17 protein-coding genes are annotated in these 17227 nt (G+C 52.4%); 9 read left to right on the top strand and 8 right to left on the bottom strand.

What is annotated here, in order from left to right:
- The first annotated feature begins 317 nt into the window (after positions 1-317).
- Positions 318-1613, top strand: coding sequence for an MFS transporter (locus ACS603_RS17780; RefSeq protein ID WP_182062104.1), 1296 nt, complete (start codon positions 318-320; stop codon positions 1611-1613).
- Here the strand turns inward: ACS603_RS17780 and ACS603_RS17775 are convergent.
- From ACS603_RS17775 to trxC, 5 genes are all read right to left on the bottom strand, one after another.
- Positions 1610-1945: a YfiM family lipoprotein gene (locus ACS603_RS17775; protein ID WP_409050248.1), complete on the bottom strand. Its 336-nt coding sequence runs from the start codon at positions 1943-1945 to the stop codon at positions 1610-1612. The genes ACS603_RS17780 and ACS603_RS17775 overlap by 4 nt on opposite strands.
- A 32-nt stretch (positions 1946-1977) precedes the next feature.
- Positions 1978-3333, bottom strand: a complete 1356-nt coding sequence (gene pssA / locus ACS603_RS17770) for a CDP-diacylglycerol--serine O-phosphatidyltransferase (RefSeq protein WP_182063448.1) — start codon at positions 3331-3333, stop codon at positions 1978-1980.
- A gap of 110 nt (positions 3334-3443) precedes the next feature.
- Positions 3444-6107, bottom strand: coding sequence for a bifunctional acetate--CoA ligase family protein/GNAT family N-acetyltransferase (locus tag ACS603_RS17765; protein ID WP_315686507.1), 2664 nt, complete (start codon positions 6105-6107; stop codon positions 3444-3446).
- Between the two features lie 35 nt (positions 6108-6142).
- The gene (tapT, locus tag ACS603_RS17760; RefSeq protein ID WP_474944649.1) at positions 6143-6841 is read right to left on the bottom strand and encodes a tRNA-uridine aminocarboxypropyltransferase; all 699 of its coding nucleotides are present in this window, start codon (positions 6839-6841) and stop codon (positions 6143-6145) included.
- Between the two features lie 69 nt (positions 6842-6910).
- Positions 6911-7330 (bottom strand): thioredoxin TrxC, encoded by a 420-nt coding sequence (gene trxC / locus ACS603_RS17755; protein ID WP_182062100.1) that lies wholly within the window; start codon positions 7328-7330, stop codon positions 6911-6913.
- A gap of 206 nt (positions 7331-7536) precedes the next feature.
- On the opposite strand from trxC, the gene ACS603_RS17750 reads away from it, so the two are divergent.
- Positions 7537-8652 (top strand): tRNA/rRNA methyltransferase, encoded by a 1116-nt coding sequence (locus ACS603_RS17750; protein ID WP_182062099.1) that lies wholly within the window; start codon positions 7537-7539, stop codon positions 8650-8652.
- 49 nt (positions 8653-8701) lie between these two features.
- Here ACS603_RS17750 and ung read toward each other — a convergent pair whose 3' ends face one another.
- Entirely contained in the window at positions 8702-9391 is a 690-nt protein-coding gene (gene ung / locus ACS603_RS17745; protein WP_182062098.1) for a uracil-DNA glycosylase, read from the bottom strand.
- A 313-nt stretch (positions 9392-9704) separates the two neighbouring features.
- On the opposite strand from ung, the gene grcA reads away from it, so the two are divergent.
- Complete coding sequence (gene grcA, locus ACS603_RS17740; RefSeq protein WP_014071384.1) at positions 9705-10088, top strand: autonomous glycyl radical cofactor GrcA; 384 nt, start codon at positions 9705-9707, stop codon at positions 10086-10088.
- Positions 10089-10141: 53 nt separating this feature from the next.
- Here the strand turns inward: grcA and srmB are convergent, their stop codons facing one another.
- The gene (srmB, locus tag ACS603_RS17735) at positions 10142-11470 is read right to left on the bottom strand and encodes an ATP-dependent RNA helicase SrmB (protein ID WP_166716667.1); all 1329 of its coding nucleotides are present in this window, start codon (positions 11468-11470) and stop codon (positions 10142-10144) included.
- Positions 11471-11602: 132 nt separating this feature from the next.
- Between srmB and trmN the strand changes: the two genes are divergently transcribed.
- Positions 11603-12340, top strand: a complete 738-nt coding sequence (gene trmN, locus ACS603_RS17730; RefSeq protein ID WP_315686504.1) for a tRNA(1)(Val) (adenine(37)-N(6))-methyltransferase TrmN — start codon at positions 11603-11605, stop codon at positions 12338-12340.
- Here trmN and nadB read toward each other — a convergent pair.
- Positions 12325-13944 (bottom strand): L-aspartate oxidase, encoded by a 1620-nt coding sequence (gene nadB, locus ACS603_RS17725; RefSeq protein ID WP_182062096.1) that lies wholly within the window; start codon positions 13942-13944, stop codon positions 12325-12327. The genes trmN and nadB overlap by 16 nt on opposite strands.
- A 353-nt stretch (positions 13945-14297) precedes the next feature.
- On the opposite strand from nadB, the gene rseD reads away from it, so the two are divergent.
- The 5 genes from rseD to rseC are packed head-to-tail and all read left to right on the top strand — an operon-like array spanning position 14298 to position 17043.
- A complete protein-coding gene (rseD, locus tag ACS603_RS17720) occupies positions 14298-14363 on the top strand; it encodes a rpoE leader peptide RseD (RefSeq protein ID WP_224955222.1) in 66 nt (21 codons plus the stop codon).
- Positions 14360-14935, top strand: a complete 576-nt coding sequence (gene rpoE / locus ACS603_RS17715; RefSeq protein ID WP_006176728.1) for an RNA polymerase sigma factor RpoE — start codon at positions 14360-14362, stop codon at positions 14933-14935. The genes rseD and rpoE overlap by 4 nt, the downstream gene beginning before the upstream one ends.
- Positions 14936-14966: 31 nt before the next feature.
- Positions 14967-15617, top strand: a complete 651-nt coding sequence (gene rseA, locus ACS603_RS17710) for an anti-sigma-E factor RseA (protein WP_182062095.1) — start codon at positions 14967-14969, stop codon at positions 15615-15617.
- Positions 15617-16570 carry a sigma-E factor regulatory protein RseB gene (gene rseB, locus ACS603_RS17705; protein ID WP_182062094.1) on the top strand — a complete coding sequence of 318 codons (954 nt, stop codon included), beginning with the start codon at positions 15617-15619 and terminating at the stop codon, positions 16568-16570. Before rseA ends, rseB begins: the two co-directional genes overlap by 1 nt.
- Positions 16567-17043: a SoxR-reducing system protein RseC gene (gene rseC, locus ACS603_RS17700; protein WP_315686501.1), complete on the top strand. Its 477-nt coding sequence runs from the start codon at positions 16567-16569 to the stop codon at positions 17041-17043. The genes rseB and rseC overlap by 4 nt, the downstream gene beginning before the upstream one ends.
- Positions 17044-17227: the final 184 nt, after the last annotated feature.

Raw genomic sequence — 17227 nt, 5'->3', positions numbered from 1 at the left:
TACAACTGCCAGGCATCAATTAGAAGAACCCCGTACCGAAAGGTGCGGGGTTTTTTGCTTTTGTGCGTAAAAAATGCCCGGTGGCGCTACGCTTACCGGACCTGCAAAACCGTAGGCAGGGTAAGGCGAAGCCGCCGCCCGGCAATGTAGACCCCACGATCCCCTTTCTGGCCTTTCTCCTAATCCCTTATCCTGCTAATGAAATATGTGATCTCCATCGCAATGTGATTTATAACAAAATTATAACATTTCATTTACGAAGCAATTGAGTCTCTTAGACTCAACACGCCGCTGTAGATGGCAGGAGCATAATCATAATGACAGAAAACATCACATCACACGGGACGCTGGCTAACAGTGATACCCGCCGAAGGGTATGGGCAATCGTCAGCGCCTCTTCAGGAAATCTGGTTGAATGGTTCGACTTCTACGTCTATTCGTTCTGTTCGCTCTACTTTGCTCACATTTTCTTCCCGTCCGGTAACACAACCACGCAGCTACTGCAAACTGCGGGCGTTTTTGCCGCTGGGTTCCTGATGCGCCCAATTGGTGGCTGGCTGTTCGGCCGAATTGCGGATCGCCGTGGCCGTAAAATCTCTATGCTGATCTCGGTCTGTATGATGTGCTTTGGTTCGCTTGTGATTGCTTGCTTACCGGGTTACGACGCTATTGGTACATGGGCACCGGCGCTGCTGTTACTGGCTCGCTTATTCCAGGGGCTTTCGGTTGGCGGGGAATACGGCACCAGCGCGACTTACATGAGTGAAATTGCGCTCGAAGGTCGTAAAGGATTCTACGCATCTTTCCAGTATGTCACTCTCATTGGCGGCCAACTTTTGGCGATCCTTGTGGTGGTGATCCTTCAGCAGATCCTGACCGATGAACAGTTACACGCCTGGGGATGGCGGATCCCCTTTGCAATGGGGGCCGTGCTGGCGATCGTTGCGCTTTGGCTGCGTCGACAGTTAGATGAAACATCGCAGCAGGAAGTCAGGGCGTTAAAGGAAGCCGGATCGTTCAAAGGCTTATGGCGTAACCGCAAAGCATTTCTGATGGTGCTGGGTTTCACCGCCGGGGGCTCGCTAAGCTTTTACACCTTCACCACCTATATGCAAAAGTACCTGGTGAACACAACGGGAATGCACGCGAACGTCGCCAGTGTAGTAATGACCGTGGCGCTGTTTGTCTTTATGCTGATACAACCGGTGATTGGCGCGCTCTCTGATAAAATTGGTCGGCGCACATCGATGCTGATTTTTGGCGGAATGTCTGCGTTATGTACCGTGCCCATTTTGTCCGCACTTCAGCATGTCTCCTCGCCTTATGCAGCTTTTGCCCTCGTTATGATGGCAATGGTGATAGTCAGTTTCTACACCTCTATCAGCGGGATATTAAAAGCGGAAATGTTCCCTGCACAGGTGCGTGCTCTGGGGGTTGGTCTCTCTTACGCGGTGGCTAACGCACTGTTTGGGGGCTCAGCTGAATATGTCGCGCTGTCTCTCAAATCATGGGGAAGCGAAACGACCTTCTTCTGGTATGTCACCGTCATGGGGGCGCTGGCCTTTATTGTTTCTCTGATGCTGCACCGTAAAGGGAAGGGGATCCGCCTTTAATAATGCGCCATCTGCCACACGGCATAGCCGGTGGTTGCTCCGGCGACATCCCACGCGAAATCTTTCCAGCTCCAGCCGCTCCCTGCCGGGCGGCTGTCCCAAAGCTCTTTGGATGCCCCAAGGCTTACAGAAAACATGAAACCAATCGCCGCGCTACGATCCTGGCTGTAACCCTGATGTTGTGCGTATTCATTGCCCGCAGCGGACAACATTGCTGAGGCAAGAAAGTGCTGAGCCTTGTCCTGGCCATACCAGTTATCGTTAGCCATGTGGCTACATCCAGTCAGACAGAGGATTGTAAGCAGCAGAGGTATACGCACAATGAGCTCCATAAAAAAAGCCCCGTCGTTGACAGGGCCTGGCGTTACAAAATGCGGCTAATAAGGCGGTCGATACGGATCCGACGCAAACGGCGAATGAGCTTGCGGACTTTCACCGGATAATCAGCAATGCTTTGCAGATCGCGGTAGTGACGCACCACCGTGGTATGCGTGCGAATCAAATCCAGTTCGCGTTCACGTTTCGCGGCCAGTTCATGCTGTGGATCGTGGATCAGAATGGCATTTTCCAGATCCAGGCGCCAGGCGCGTGGGTTCAGGTTATTACCTGTCAGCAGCATCCACTCATCATCTACCCACATCCCTTTCAGGTGATAGGTATTGTCTTCATCTTTCCACAAGCGCACAACTAGCTGGTCAGTGTTGACATAGTACTGTAAACGGCTCAGGAAACGGCGCAGGTTAATCTCATAGAGATAAGGCAATGCACCGATGATTTTGAACGGCTGATCTTCCGGGATAAAAAAGTCGTTCGCGGTTTTATCACCCACGATGATTTCGACCTTCTTACCATCACGTAACAGCTGAATGATGTTACGCACCAGCACGGCCGGCAGGTTGAAGTAAGGGGTGCAGATCGTAAGTTTCTGATCGGCACACGGCATCAGATGGAAGATGGTCTTATTCAGCAGGCTCGACTTGCCCAGTCCAACGAGCGGAGTGACAGATAACTGCTCGTTGTTTGCATCACCCTGAAAATGATAAATCGCGTCACGTAATTCCTGGCGGAAGAGACGAACGTCGTTTTTAATTTCCGGGCTCTTGGGACGGTGAGGGTTATCAAGACGATTCACGCCACGTCCATGCACCAGATTCTTATCAACCCAGTTGAACATGATGTCAGCCATCTGCGGATTGCGAATCAGATGATAGCGGTCGTAACGATATTTATCGAGCTGGTGCAGGTAAACATCATTCAGACTCGCGCCGCTATACAGAACGCTGTCGTCAATGATGAAGCCTTTGAAATGGAGTACGCCAAGTGCTTCGCGAGTATTGACGGGAACGCCATAAACCGGGATATCAATCCCCGGGTTTTCCTGGGCAGTTCGGCAATACCAGTCTGCGTTGGTGTTAGAAGCCACGGCACCAATACGGCCGCGTTGTGCGCGGTGCCAGTCAACCAGCACACGTACATCCAGCTCTGGACGAAGCCGTTTTGCTTCATAAAGCGCGTTCAGGATCCCGCGGCCACCTTCATCTTGTTCGAGATAAAGAGCCACTATGCAAATACGTCTCGTGGCGCTGGCAATTTTTTCCAGAAGTGTCTCCCGAAAATGAGCGGGAGCGTAAAAGAACTCTACATCATCAACTGACTGAGAAATCTTCGGTAGTTGAGCAAGGTGTTGTTGATGTTTATTACGCTTAAATTTTGACAACATCACAGTGCGTTTCTTCTCTGTTCATTGAAGGGTTGTCTGTACCAGGCAAACAACATAAGCGGATAATGATACCACCAGTACCATCCAAAGTGGTTAACATTTCCAGTAGGTTACTCTTGTTTATCCGCCGAATTCAGGCCGAGGGTCAGGGAAACAATACCTTCCTCCAGTTGGATATCAACGTCAAAACCAAGTTTTCGCGCCAGAGTTACCATGCCGCGATTGTTAGGCATAGTAATGCCATTCAGGCGTAACAATCCGTGATCGCGCGTATAACTGATGAGTTTTTCCAGCAGGCGTCTGCCCAGACCCAGCCCCTTCAGATCGGAACGTACCAGCACGGCGAACTCCGCATCCACGTTATCAGGATCAGAGATCGCACGCGTAACACCCAGGATCTCTTCCTCTGCTTCCAGGCGACGAACAGCCACAAATGCCATTTCACGATCGTAGTCGATCTGGGTCATGTTGGCTAAATCTTCATGGGTAAATTCGTTGATTTCGCTGAAGTAGCGATAGTAGAGATCTTCTTTCGTTACTTGCGAGATAAACACCCGCAACTGAGGTTCATCTTCTGGCAGGATAGGGCGGAACAGCACGCGTTCGCCGTTTTTCATTTCCACCCATTCTTCAAGTTGCAGCGGGTAAGGACGAATAGCCAGCCTGCTTTCGCTGTCACCTTTAAAGGGCGCAATATCCAGCGTGACGTCCAGCGCGGTAAATTCAGTGCCAGAAGCCAGCAGCGGATGAATATCCAGGCGCTGAATTTCAGCACAATCAACAATCAGATTAGAAACCTGCACCAAAAACTGGCTTAGCCCGGCGATATCCAGCGGTCTCAGTGCACTTCGCCCGCGGATTTTCTTGCTTTTAATGGCCTGAATAACCAGATAGCGCGCCAGGTTCATGTTCAGTGGTGGCAGGGCGACCACCGCCTGCTCTTCAGGGCGCCATTCAACACCGCCTTCACCCAGCATAATCAGTGGGCCAAAGACCGGGTCGTGCTCAACCACCACCCGTAACTCCTGGGCACCGGCACGGTTGGCCATACTTTGCACCAGCAAACCGTGGATCCTCGCCTGCGGCCAGGCCATTTTTACCCGATCGAGAATGGCGTCTGCGGCCTGTTGTACTTCCGAAGCGGTGCGTAAATACAACATAACGCCCTGAATATCGGACTTATGCGGGATATCCGGCGAACGCAGTTTCAGCGCAACCGGGTAACCAATTTGCTCGGCAATATGAACGGCCTCTGCGCTGTCGCTGGCAATCCAGGTGGGTAGGGTGTGTATCCCATAGCTGCCGAGGATCGGCTGCACTTCATGGGTGTCCAGAGATGTTGCACCCTCCTCGATGGCCCGTTGCAACAACCTGCGAACATCAACGGTATTCGCCGCCAGATGACCCGGTAAAGCAGGGGTTTCACGCAACTGTTTCTGGTTACGACGATATTCCACCATATGCATAAACGCGGTGATGGTGCCTTCCGGGGTGCGATAGGTCGGAAGCCCGGCTTCACTAAACAGCCGCCGTGCTTCCTGTGATGAAAACTCTCCACACCAGTTGGTTAGCAGCGTGACGTATTTCCCGCGAGGATGATTTCGAACCGCTTCGATAAGCCCTCGCGCACTTTCGCTGCCGGGGGCGGCGGCACTTGGCGAATGAATGATCATCAGCGCATCAAAATCCTGGCTATCCAGCAAGATAGAGATGGCTTTGATGTAACGCTCGCTGCTGGCATCATCGCGCAAATCCAGCGGATTACCGGATGAAACGCTTGTTGGCAGGGCGTCACGCAAGCGCTGAAGCGTCTCCTCACTGAGCGCCGCCAGTTTGCCATTACGTAGCCACAGTTCGTCCAGAGCCAGTGCAGCAGGTGCTGCACCATTACTGACTATCATTAATTTCTCACCGCGCAACGGGCGCATATGGCTCAGTGTTTCGACCGCGGAAAAAAGCTCATGTGTATCCTGAACACGCAGCAAACCTGCGCGCTGAATAGCGGCATCCCACGCAGGATCCATTCCTGAATGTGAATGCAGAAGCCGTTGTGCGGCTGGGCTACGGCCACTTTTGATGACCAGAATCGGTTTATTACGCGATGCACTACGGGCTGCTGAGACAAAACGGCGGGCATCGCTTAAATGTTCTAGGTACAGCAATATCGCACTGGTTTTGCTGTCCCTGGCCAGGAAATCCAGCAGCTCATCGACATCAATATCCAGGCTGTCGCCCAGCGCGATGAAGTAGGAAAATCCCATTTCGCGCTGTTGCGCCCAGTCGAGGATGGTATTTGATACAGCCGCAGACTGGGAAATAAACGCCAGCTTGCCTTTGCGAATCGGAACGGGGGAAAAACTGGCATTCAGACCCTGCCAGGGCGCCAGCAAACCGAGACTGTTTGGGCCGAGAATGCGCATCTGATACCGGCTGGCGCAGGCGAGAAGCTCAGGATGCTGTTCAGGAGGAGAAGAGAGGATAATGCAGGTTTTACACCCTTTCTGGCCAAGTGACTCAAGCAGGTCCAGGTTACGTTTCGCGTTTGTACACAGCACGGCAAGGTCTGGCACAAAAGGCAGGCTCTGCACATCGGGCCACGCCAGTACGCCCTGTACCGCTTTCCAGGAGGGCGTAACCGGCAACACGGGGCCATTAAATCCACCGGCCAGTAAATTACGCATCATCAGATAACCTGCACGATCAGGCTTCATCGACGCACCGATAACGGCAATGGATTTAGGGCGCAGTAGCGCTTCCAGGCCTCGCTGACTCATGCAAGTCTCCAGTAGATACGAGTGACCTGATGATTTTAAACGCTTTCTGCTTCGTCTGCTGTGACACTGCCCTTATGAATGGTTTTTCCTGCCAGGTAGCGCTCACGAAAACGGGAAAAATGACCGCCCAGCGCAGCTGCCGCTAACGTATCCCCGGCAAGGTCCAACAGCGCAATTGCCACTTCTGCGGTGCAGTATTGTCCCTCTGCGTGCGCTTCACGCAGTCGGTAAGTAGATACGCGTGACAGATCGACTGAAATGACTGGCAGCGCGTCAAGATAAGGACTTTTGCGGAACATTTTTCGCGCTTCGGTCCAGGTGCCATCCAGCATAATGAATAGCGGCGGCTTCCCTGAAGGCGGCGCAGAAAGCACCTGACGGCTCTCTCCTGCATAAGAGGCCGGGAAAACGACCATCGGCTGATACTCATCACTGGCAACCAGATCGAGCAGCGCCTGAGGTGGTTCGGTACGTGACCACTGAAATGCCGTTGTGTCCGGCAGAATATCCGCAATCAGACGCCCTGTATTGCTGGGTTTCATGGGTTCGGTATCGAACATGACCAGGCAAAAACGGCTTTGTGCTTGAGCAGGGGCGAGTGTTTCGCACAGGCAAACCTTGAGCGGCAGCAGGCAGCGCTGACAGCGGCGGATACGGTTGCCACGAGCAAGGAAAGGGCGGGTCGCACGCGCAAGGCGTTCGGCGCGTAATTGAAGTACGGCGTTATCAGTCATGGGCGAAATGCAGGAAAAACACCATTTTCGCAGAGGGAAGAACGGGGCACAAGATGTGCCCCGCGATTGTTACACGGATTCGTTCAGCCAGCTCTCAAATGGAGCCTTAGGAACTGCGCCGTTAAGCATGTCGATCACTTCGCCATTTTTGAAAATCATAATGGTCGGGATACTGCGTATACGGAAGCGAGCGCTAAGCTCGCGTTCAGCTTCGGTGTTCACTTTCACGAAACGCATTTTACCACTGCGCTCTTCTGCAACATCTTCAAAGATTGGCGCAAAACTCCGGCATGGACCACACCATGGCGCCCAGAAATCCACAACCACGGGCAGATCATCCTTGAGGAGTTTGTCCAGCGTAGCACCCGTCGCGTTAATCACGTCACCATCAAACAATTCGTGACCGCAACGCCCGCACTTCGCACCATCATCAATCCGATCATCGGGAATGCGGTTAAGAGCCTGACAGTTGGCACATACGGTATTCATAACTAACCTCTGATAGAGCTGTGGGACAGAGCGGCAGAACGCCGATTTTGTTTCTAATATGTTACATATTATCAATGAGCCTGTTTGAAACGACAATGCGTTTTATTCAATGAGAACAATAGTCGCAGGCTTTTGTACGAAATAATGGCTATGAGCTTGCACATCGGGTAATCTGCGCGCTTCGCGCAGCGCTGGTGGAGAAAAGCATGAACGACGAATTAAAGAACAAAAGCGGCAAGGTCAAAGTGATGTATGTCCGCAGTGATGAGGATTCTGATAAACGCACCCAAAATCCGCGTACCGGAAAAGGTGGCGGGCGTCCGGCGTCTTCTCGTGCAGACGGTGGCCGTCGCCCCGCCCGCGATGACAGAAATAACCGCGGTGATGACCGCAAACGTGATGATCGTAAGCGTGACGATCGCAAACGCGATGACCGTCCACGTGATGACCGTCCACGTGATGATTTCTCACGTGATGGCTCGTCCCCGTGGCGTACCGTTTCTCGCGCCCCTGGCGACGAGACGCCAGAAAAGGCCGATCACGGCGGTATCAGCGGTAAAAGCTTTATCGATCCTGAAGTGCTGCGCCGTCAGCGTGCGGAAGAGACCCGCGTGTACGGTGAGAATGCGTGCCAGGCACTGTTCCAGAGCCGCCCTGAGTGCATCGTTCGTGCCTGGTTTATTCAGAGCGTAACGCCACGCTTCAAAGAAGCGCTGCGCTGGATGGCGGCGAACCGTAAAGCCTACCATGTGGTTGATGATGCCGAGCTGACCAAAGCGTCCGGTACCGAACACCACGGTGGCGTTTGCTTCCTGATCAAAAAACGTAACGGGACGACTGTTCAGCAATGGGTGAGCCAGGCTGAGGCAGATGACTGCGTTCTGGCGCTGGAAGATGTCGGCAACCCGCATAACCTGGGGGCGATGATGCGTAGCTGCGCGCACTTTGGCGTGAAAGGCGTGCTGTTGCAGGACGCTGCGCTGCTGGAATCAGGTGCGGCGATCCGTACCGCAGAAGGTGGTGCTGAGCATGTTCAGCCGATCACCGGTGATAGTGTTCTGGATGCCATCGAGCAGTTCCGCAAAGCGGGCTATTCCATTGTGACCACCTCCAGCCACGCCGGTACACCGCTGTTTAAAGCGACGCTGCCGCGTAAGATGGTGCTGGTGTTGGGTCAGGAGCGCGATGGTCTGTCTGATGCTGCGCTGTCGAGTGCCGATCTGAGCGTGTCTATCGACGGTACTGGTAATGTCGAAAGCCTCAACGTTTCCGTTGCAACCGGCGTACTGCTGGCTGAATGGTGGCGTCAGAATAAGGCATAAGCCTTAATCTGCGGTGGTATGCCCGGTGAGCCGGGCATACTGCATAAAACTACTCACTTTCTGCCGGCAGCACAGGCATCCAGTCGATCGGCGTCTCGCCACGTTTTTCCAGCCATTCGTTCGCCAGAACAAAATGATTACTGCCAAAGAAGCCGCGGTGTGCAGACAGCGGTGATGGATGCGGTGCTTTCAGCACGTGATGACGCTGCGGGTCAATAATCGCCCCTTTTTTCTGCGCATGAGATCCCCACAATAAAAACACCACGCCTTCACGATGTTCATTGATGAGGCTTATCACTTTATCCGTAAAAGTTTCCCAGCCCAGGCTGGCGTGAGAGTGGGCCTGACCTGCGCGCACGGTTAATACGGTATTCAATAACAGAACCCCCTGATGCGCCCAGCTTTCCAGGTAACCGTGTGTTGGCCGGGTAAAGCCGGGAAGGGTACCTTCAAGCTCTTTATACATATTCAAAAGAGAAGGGGGGATGGCAATGCCAGGACGCACGGAAAATGCCAGACCATGCGCTTGCCCTGGCCCGTGGTAAGGATCCTGACCGAGGATAACCACTTTTACATCATTCAGTTCGGTATAGCGGAAAGCGTTGAAGACATCTTTCTGCGGCGGATAAATCGTCTGGCCAGATTGCCGCTCTGCCGCGACGGTGCTGAGTGTATTAATAAAATAGGGTTGCTGTTTTTCTTCGGCCAGAACGTCGTGCCATGTTAAAGGGGTTGTCATCTCGCTCTCCTGCGAATCTCATCTGCGCCTAGCTTACCCGTTAAACCCTGGTGATCAAAATTCCACGCGGAAAAATGCCCTAAGTCCTTAAATTTAATTTGAAACTATGCAATCTGGGTTGAATTGGTAAGGTGGTTAAATTGATCTGGAGCAATAAAATCAAACCACACTCTTTATGTGGTTGGTGTTTTTGTTGATTTAAATCAATAAATCGCAAGGGGCTGAGTGATATATATACACGCAAGCAACAATGGTTTTACCAATTGGCCTGAACAGGCCGACACCAGTTAATGTAGCCTAAGGGAGGCATCACATGATTACAGGTATCCAGATTACTAAAGCTGCAAATGACGACCTGCTCAACTCTTTCTGGCTGCTGGACAGCGAGAAAGGTGAAGCGCGCTGTGTAGTGGCTAAAGCAGGTTTTGCAGAAGATGAAATCGTTCCAGTAAGCAAACTGGGCGACATCGAATACCGTGAAATTCCAATGGAAGTGAAACCGGAAGTACGCGTGGAAGGTGGTCAGCACCTGAACGTTAACGTACTGCGCCGCGAAACGCTGATGGATGCCGTTGAGCACCCGGAAAAATATCCACAGCTGACCATTCGTGTGTCTGGCTATGCAGTACGTTTCAACTCTCTGACTCCCGAGCAGCAACGCGACGTTATCGCGCGTACCTTTACTGAAAGCCTGTAAGGCTTTTTGTCACGGAAGCAGAATGAAAAAGCCGGGTGATACCCGGCTTTTTTTTACTCTTCAGTTTGCGAATCTGGCGCAGCAGCACTTGGCTTACGGCGCTTACCAATATTCTTGGTATCGCGGTGGCGTTGTTTAACGCGCGGCTTCTCTTTTTCTTTCTCTTTCTTCTCAGCACGTTTGGCGAGCGCTTTCTTGGACGGTTTACCCGTCATTTTTTCGCTCGGTGCACGCGTGGTCGGACGAAGCTCACTGATAACGCGAGCCTTCAGCGGTTCATCAACATAGCGGCCAATTTTCTGCAGCAGCAGAAAATCATGTGCTTCGACCAGAGAAATAGCTATACCTTTGCGGCCTGCACGACCGGTACGGCCAATGCGGTGCAGATAGGTGTCACCGCTGCGGGGCATATCGAAGTTAATCACATGGCTTACATCCGGAATGTCGATCCCGCGTGCAGCAACATCGGTGGCAACCAGCACGTTTACGCGACCATCGGTCAGACGCTTGATGCCTTCGGTACGCTTAACCTGCGCCATCTCGCCTTCAAGGTAGCAGTTGTTGATCCCTGCATTACGCAGCATTTCAGCCAGCTCGTGCACACGCTCGCGCTTACGCACGAATACGATGGTGCGAGTCGCGTCTTCTTGCTTCAGCAAATGCTTGAGCAACTCAACCTTGTGTTCCAGATCATCTGCGCGGTAGTACCACTGGTGGATCTTCTTACGCTCACGGGTGGAAGGGGTTGCAGACACCTCCACCGGATCTTCCAACAGGCGCTCTGCGAAGTCTTTAATCGCTTCCCCTTCCAGGGTGGCAGAGAACAGCATGGTCTGGTTACGCCAGCGCGTTTCACCCGCGATGTGTTCGATATCCTGCGCAAAGCCCATGTCCAGCATGCGGTCAGCTTCGTCGAGGATCAGCGTTTCAACCGCACGGCAGTCGAAATTCTCTTCTTTAATGTACTGCAGGAGACGGCCAGTCGTCGCCACGACGATGTCCTGGTTCTCACTGAACACTTCAGCGTGGTTCATATACGCAACACCGCCGGTAATGGTGGCGATATCAAGATGGGTGTTCGCAGCCAGTTCACGCGCGTGTTCGGCAACCTGCATTGCCAGTTCACGAGTAGGCGTCAGGATCAAAATACGCGGCGGGCCTGATTTTTTGCGGGGGAAATCGAGCAAATGCTGCAAGACAGGCAGCAAGTAGGCTGCTGTTTTCCCCGTGCCGGTTGGCGCAGAACCGAGCACATCGCGGCCCTCAAGCGCAGGCGGAATGGCCGCGGCCTGAATGGCGGTCGGGCGTGTAAAGCCTTTGCTCTCAAGTGCATTGAGCAAGCTTTCATCGAGTTCAAGTTCGGAAAAAGTCGTTACAGTCATGTTCTACCTCTGTGTGGGGCGCTGATTATAGACGTTACGGCTGTAATCTTCATCTGTTTGTATGGATATCGCTTTGCGACCACTTCGCTTTCCCCTATGCTACTCCAGTTTCACTTAGAAGGTTGCCCTGACATGTCTCAACTCAAAGCGCAATTGCGCCGCGATGGTTTCACATTTAAACAGTTCTTTATTGCTCACGATCGCTGTGCGATGAAAGTCGGCACAGACGGGATCCTTCTTGGATCCTGGGCTCCTGTTGCTGGCGTTAAACGTATTCTCGATATTGGTTCAGGAAGCGGACTTCTGGCGCTGATGCTGGCGCAGCGTACCGAGCAACATGTCACCATCGATGCCGTTGAGCTTGACGCACAAGCCGCTGAGCAGGCAAGTGAAAATGCCGCTGAATCCCCCTGGGCTGAACGTGTAAAAGTGGAATGTGCCGATGTACTTGTCTGGGCACCAGAGCAGACTGCGCGTTACGATCTTATCGTCAGCAACCCACCTTACTATGAACCCGGCGTAGAGTGCGGCACGCCCGAGCGTGAACAGGCCCGCTACACCGGTTCGCTTGATCACCGCGCGTTATTAACCAGTGCCGCTGAGTTGATTTCAGAAGAGGGTTTTTTCTGCGTCGTATTGCCAGAAAACACCGGTAATACCTTTATTGAAATTGCGCGGGAAATCGGCTGGAACTTGCGTCTGCGAACTGATATTTCAGATACAGAAGGGCGCTTGCCCCACCGGGTGTTACTGGCACTGTCACCAAAAGAGGGCGAGTGTTTTAACGACCGGATGGTTATCCGTGGGTCAGACCAGCGTTATTCCGAAGATTACACTGCTCTGACCCAGGCATTTTATTTGTTTATGTGAGCACCCGGGGAGAGTACCGACGGGCCTGATTCGGCCAACTGATCCGGGTAATCCAGAGTGTAGTGCAATCCGCGGCTCTCTTTACGCATCATGGCGCAGCGCACAATCAGTTCAGCTACCTGTACCAGGTTACGCAATTCGAGCAGGTTATTGGATACGCGGAAGTTTGCGTAATACTCGTCGATTTCCTGTTGCAGCATGGTGATGCGTCGTAAAGCGCGTTCAAGGCGCTTGGTTGTACGGACAATCCCCACGTAGTCCCACATAAATAGCCTTAACTCGTGCCAGTTATGCTGGATGACAACCAGCTCATCCGGGTTCTCAACGCGGCTTTCGTCCCAGGCCGGCAAGTGCGCCGTCGGGCGTGCATAAGGCATCCGCTTAATAATATCTTCCGATGCTGACCACCCGTAGACCAGGCATTCGAGCAGCGAGTTAGACGCCATGCGGTTTGCCCCATGCAACCCTGTGTAGCTTACTTCGCCAATGGCATACAGGCCGTCAACGTCGGTACGACCGTGATCGTCAACCATGACGCCGCCACAGGTATAGTGTGCCGCGGGAACAATAGGAACCGGGTCGCGGGTGAGATCAATTCCCAGGCTCAGCAGTTTTTCGTAAATCATCGGGAAGTGCTGGCGAATGAAATCAGCCGGTTTATGGCTAATATCCAGATACATACAATCAACACCAAGACGTTTCATCTCGTGGTCGATGGCTCGCGCAACGATATCACGTGGGGCGAGTTCGCCTCTGGCATCAAAGTCCGGCATAAAACGCGAACCATCCGGGCGTTTCAGGTAAGCACCTTCGCCGCGCAGGGCTTCAGTCAGTAAGAAGTTACGCGCCTGCGGGTGGAATAAGGCTGTTGGATGGAACTGGTTAAATTCCAGGTTCGCCACCCGGCAGCCAGCGCGCCAGGCCATGGCAATGCCATCACCTGAGGCGATATCCGGGTTTGTGGTGTATTGATAAACTTTGGATGCGCCGCCTGTTGCCAGCACAACGGCTTTCGCCTGGCAGGTTTCGACTTTCTCTTTATTGCGATTCCAGACCCAGGCGCCCACCACGCGGCGCGTACCAGGCAGTCCAATCTTATCGGAAATAATAAGGTCGACCGCATTGCTGCGTTCCAGTACCTGAATGTTCGGGTGGCCCAGGGCTTTACTGACCAGCGTGGTTTCAACTTCTTTACCGGTTGCATCCGCTGCGTGGAGGATGCGGCGGTGGCTGTGTCCACCTTCACGGGTAAGGTGATAACTCTCTTCACCGTTTGGCTGGATCTGCGTATCGAATAACACACCCTGATCGATGAGCCACTGAACGCAGTGGCGTGCATTGCTGGCGACAAATTCGGCGGCGTGCGCATCCACGATCCCCGCCCCGGCAATCAGCGTATCTTCCACATGGGAAGCGATGCTGTCAGTTTCATCAAACACGGCGGCAATACCGCCTTGTGCATAAAAGGTTGAGCCTTCGCTCATTGGCCCTTTACTCAATACGATAACTTTCTGATTTTTAGCCAGGCGAAGCGCCAAAGATAATCCTGCAGCGCCGCTGCCAATAATCAGTACGTCACACGTCAGTTCTGGTGTTGTGTTCATGATGTTTGTTTAATTTACTAAACATTGTTTGGTCAGAATAGCACCCGAATGCGAGATGTCGCACGTTTTTTTTAAATGATGTTGCAATGGCTAAACTCTATGTGAGGGCTTAAATGCGGGTAAATGTATGAAAATATTTTGCGAAGCAGATCGTTAGCTTCAGATTTTGTGGTGAAATAAAGGCTGTGTTGCGTTACTCTTCTGACGGTAAACAGGCAGAAAGTGCGAACGTATCGTGAACGGACTTATAATGATAGAAAATGAACGGTCTGCGGCGCGATGAACAAAAACAAAGGTGTTACGGAACTTATTGAAGAACAGACACTCTAAGTCGGTGCTTGCTCAAAAGTGCAGTGTTTTTAGAGTGGCGTTTCGATAACGCGTGGAATTTAGGTTTGGGGAGACATTACCTCGGATGAGCGAGCAGTTAACGGACCAGGTCCTGGTTGAACGGGTCCAGAAGGGAGATCAGAAAGCCTTTAACCTTCTGGTGGTTCGCTACCAGCATAAGGTGGCGAGTCTGGTTTCCCGCTATGTACCGTCAGGGGACGTCCCTGATGTTGTACAAGAGTCTTTTATTAAGGCCTATCGTGCGCTGGATTCTTTCCGGGGAGATAGTGCTTTTTATACCTGGCTGTATCGTATTGCAGTTAATACAGCAAAGAATTATCTGGTCGCTCAGGGCCGCCGTCCACCTTCCAGTGATGTGGACGCAATCGACGCCGAAAATTTCGAAAGTGGCGGCGCATTGAAAGAAATTTCGAACCCTGAGAACTTAATGTTGTCAGAAGAACTGAGACAAATCGTTTTTCGCACGATCGAGTCGCTCCCGGAAGATTTACGCATGGCAATTACGTTACGGGAGCTGGATGGTCTGAGCTATGAAGAGATAGCCGCTATCATGGATTGTCCGGTCGGCACGGTACGTTCACGTATCTTCCGTGCGCGAGAAGCTATTGATAATAAAGTTCAACCGCTTATCAGGCGTTGACGATAGCGGGATACTGAAAAAGGTATTAGGCATGCAGAAAGAAAAACTTTCCGCTTTAATGGATGGTGAAACGCTGGATAGTGAGCTGCTCAACGAGCTGTCTCATTCTCCCGAAATGCAAGAGACCTGGGCGAGTTATCATCTCATCCGTGACACCCTGCGCGGTGATACCGAAGAGGTTCTCCATTTCGATATCTCAGCACGCGTTATGGCGGCGATTGAGAACGAGCCTGTTCATCAGACCACACCGCTGATTCCTGAAGCTCAACCAGCGCCTCACCAGTGGCAGAAAATGCCGTTCTGGCAAAAGGTGCGCCCGTGGGCCAGTCAACTTACCCAAATGGGTGTGGCTGCATGTGTATCGCTTGCAGTTATCGTTGGCGTCCAGCACTATAATACTCAGTCTGAAGCCAATCAGCAGCCTGAAGCGCCAGTGTTTAATACACTGCCGATGATGGGTAAAGCCAGCCCGGTTAGCCTGGGCGTACCAGCAGATGCATCCGCAAGCGGCGGTCAGCAACAGCAGGTACAAGAGCAGCGCCGTCGCATTAATGCGATGTTGCAGGATTATGAGTTGCAGCGTCGTCTGCACTCTGAACAGCTTCAGTTTGAGCAGGCACAAACCCAGCAAGCCGCTGTGCAGGTGCCAGGTAACCAAACTTTAGGAACGCAATCGCAGTAATGAAGCAACTTTGGTTCGCCATGTCTCTGATGGCGGGTAGCCTGTTCTTCTGTGCAAACGCCTCGGCTGATGTTTCATCCGGGGCGTTGTTGCAGCAAATGAATATGGCCAGCCAGTCACTCAATTACGAGTTGGCATTTATCAGCATCAATAAGCAGGGTGTAGAATCATTACGCTATCGCCATGCCCGCCTTGATAAACAGCCGCTTGCCCAGCTTTTACAGATGGATGGTCCGCGTCGGGAAGTTGTTCAGCGCGGTAACGAAATCAGCTATTTCGAACCTGGTCTTGAGCCTTTCACGCTTAATGGCGATTACATCGTTGATTCCCTCCCATCGCTTATCTACACAGACTTTAAGCGTCTTGCGCCTTTCTATGATTTTATCTCGGTTGGTCGTACGCGCATTGCCGATCGTCTGTGCGAGGTGATCCGCGTAGTTGCGCGCGATGGTACACGTTACAGCTACATTGTCTGGATTGACGCAGAAACTAAGCTGCCGATGCGTGTGGATCTGCTCGATCGTGATGGCGAGACCCTGGAACAGTTCCGGGTTATCTCCTTCACCGTCAACAACCAGGTCGGGAACAGTATGCTCAATCTGGCAAAAGCCAGCCTGCCACCGCTTTTGTCTGTGCCTGCGGGCGACTCAGTTAATTTCAACTGGGTACCTTCCTGGATCCCACAGGGCTTTAGCGAAGTTTCTAGCAGCCGCCGTCAGTTGCCGACCATCGAAACGCCGGTGGAATCTCGACTCTACTCCGATGGGTTGTTCAGTTTCTCGGTTAACATCAACCGTGCGACGGCAAACAGTTCTGAGCAAATGCTGCGTACCGGTCGCCGGACTGTCAGCACCACGGTGCGAGATAACGCAGAAATAACGATTGTGGGTGAATTGCCGCCGCAAACAGCGAAGCGCATTTCCGACAGCATTAAATTCAAGGCAGCACAATGATTAAAGAGTGGGCCACGGTCATTTCGTGGTCGGATGGCATTGCGCTGGTCAGCTGCGATGTAAAAGCGTCGTGCAACAGCTGTGCTTCCAGAGCCGGTTGTGGAAGCCGCGTGCTGAACAAGCTTGGGCCGCAGACTTCTCATACCATCTCAGTGCCAAGTGAACAACCGCTGGTGGAAGGGCAAAAAGTCGAACTGGGTATCACCGAAGGCAGTTTGCTCACTTCTGCCATGCTGGTTTACCTCTCCCCGCTGGTGGGTTTGTTCGTGATGGGCGGTGTGTTCCAGATGCTTTTTGGCACCGACCTGGCCGCAATGTGCGGGGCAGCACTGGGTGGCGTTGGGGGCTTTTTACTGGCCCGGGGCTTTTCTCATAAGCTTGCCGCACGGGAAGAATGGCAGCCCGTTATTCTGAACGTTGCGTTGGCACCAGACCAGCTTCGTGTTGAAACGCTCTCTTCTGAAGCCCGGTGATTTCACCGGGCTTTATCATTATTTACATCTCTAATAAGAAAACGCTGTTTCTTCACGCTATGCTTGGCTCTAAGTGCATTTCCAGGTTACGGAGATGTAGTGTAGAATGCTGCGTTTTCGCACTGAAAAACGTCAGGCTAAGAACAGCGGCCTCCAGGAATTCGTAAGGCATAATTATTTAACT

This window comes from Enterobacter sp. Li2LvB3 (assembly GCF_056156645.1).
Note: the sequence above shows the minus strand (reverse complement) of the source record. Positions and strands in the feature narration are given on the sequence as shown.

Excerpts from the sequence above, each read along its gene's own strand:
- ACS603_RS17780 (WP_182062104.1), top strand. The coding sequence starts at position 318 with ATGACAGAAAACATCACATCACACGGGACGCTGGCTAACAGTGATACC.
- ACS603_RS17775 (WP_409050248.1), bottom strand. The coding sequence starts at position 1,945 with ATGGAGCTCATTGTGCGTATACCTCTGCTGCTTACAATCCTCTGTCTG.
- pssA (WP_182063448.1), bottom strand. The coding sequence starts at position 3,333 with ATGTTGTCAAAATTTAAGCGTAATAAACATCAACAACACCTTGCTCAA.
- ACS603_RS17765 (WP_315686507.1), bottom strand. The coding sequence starts at position 6,107 with ATGAGTCAGCGAGGCCTGGAAGCGCTACTGCGCCCTAAATCCATTGCC.
- tapT (WP_474944649.1), bottom strand. The coding sequence starts at position 6,841 with ATGACTGATAACGCCGTACTTCAATTACGCGCCGAACGCCTTGCGCGT.
- trxC (WP_182062100.1), bottom strand. The coding sequence starts at position 7,330 with ATGAATACCGTATGTGCCAACTGTCAGGCTCTTAACCGCATTCCCGAT.
- ACS603_RS17750 (WP_182062099.1), top strand. The coding sequence starts at position 7,537 with ATGAACGACGAATTAAAGAACAAAAGCGGCAAGGTCAAAGTGATGTAT.
- ung (WP_182062098.1), bottom strand. The coding sequence starts at position 9,391 with ATGACAACCCCTTTAACATGGCACGACGTTCTGGCCGAAGAAAAACAG.
- grcA (WP_014071384.1), top strand. The coding sequence starts at position 9,705 with ATGATTACAGGTATCCAGATTACTAAAGCTGCAAATGACGACCTGCTC.
- srmB (WP_166716667.1), bottom strand. The coding sequence starts at position 11,470 with ATGACTGTAACGACTTTTTCCGAACTTGAACTCGATGAAAGCTTGCTC.
- trmN (WP_315686504.1), top strand. The coding sequence starts at position 11,603 with ATGTCTCAACTCAAAGCGCAATTGCGCCGCGATGGTTTCACATTTAAA.
- nadB (WP_182062096.1), bottom strand. The coding sequence starts at position 13,944 with ATGAACACAACACCAGAACTGACGTGTGACGTACTGATTATTGGCAGC.
- rpoE (WP_006176728.1), top strand. The coding sequence starts at position 14,360 with ATGAGCGAGCAGTTAACGGACCAGGTCCTGGTTGAACGGGTCCAGAAG.
- rseA (WP_182062095.1), top strand. The coding sequence starts at position 14,967 with ATGCAGAAAGAAAAACTTTCCGCTTTAATGGATGGTGAAACGCTGGAT.
- rseB (WP_182062094.1), top strand. The coding sequence starts at position 15,617 with ATGAAGCAACTTTGGTTCGCCATGTCTCTGATGGCGGGTAGCCTGTTC.
- rseC (WP_315686501.1), top strand. The coding sequence starts at position 16,567 with ATGATTAAAGAGTGGGCCACGGTCATTTCGTGGTCGGATGGCATTGCG.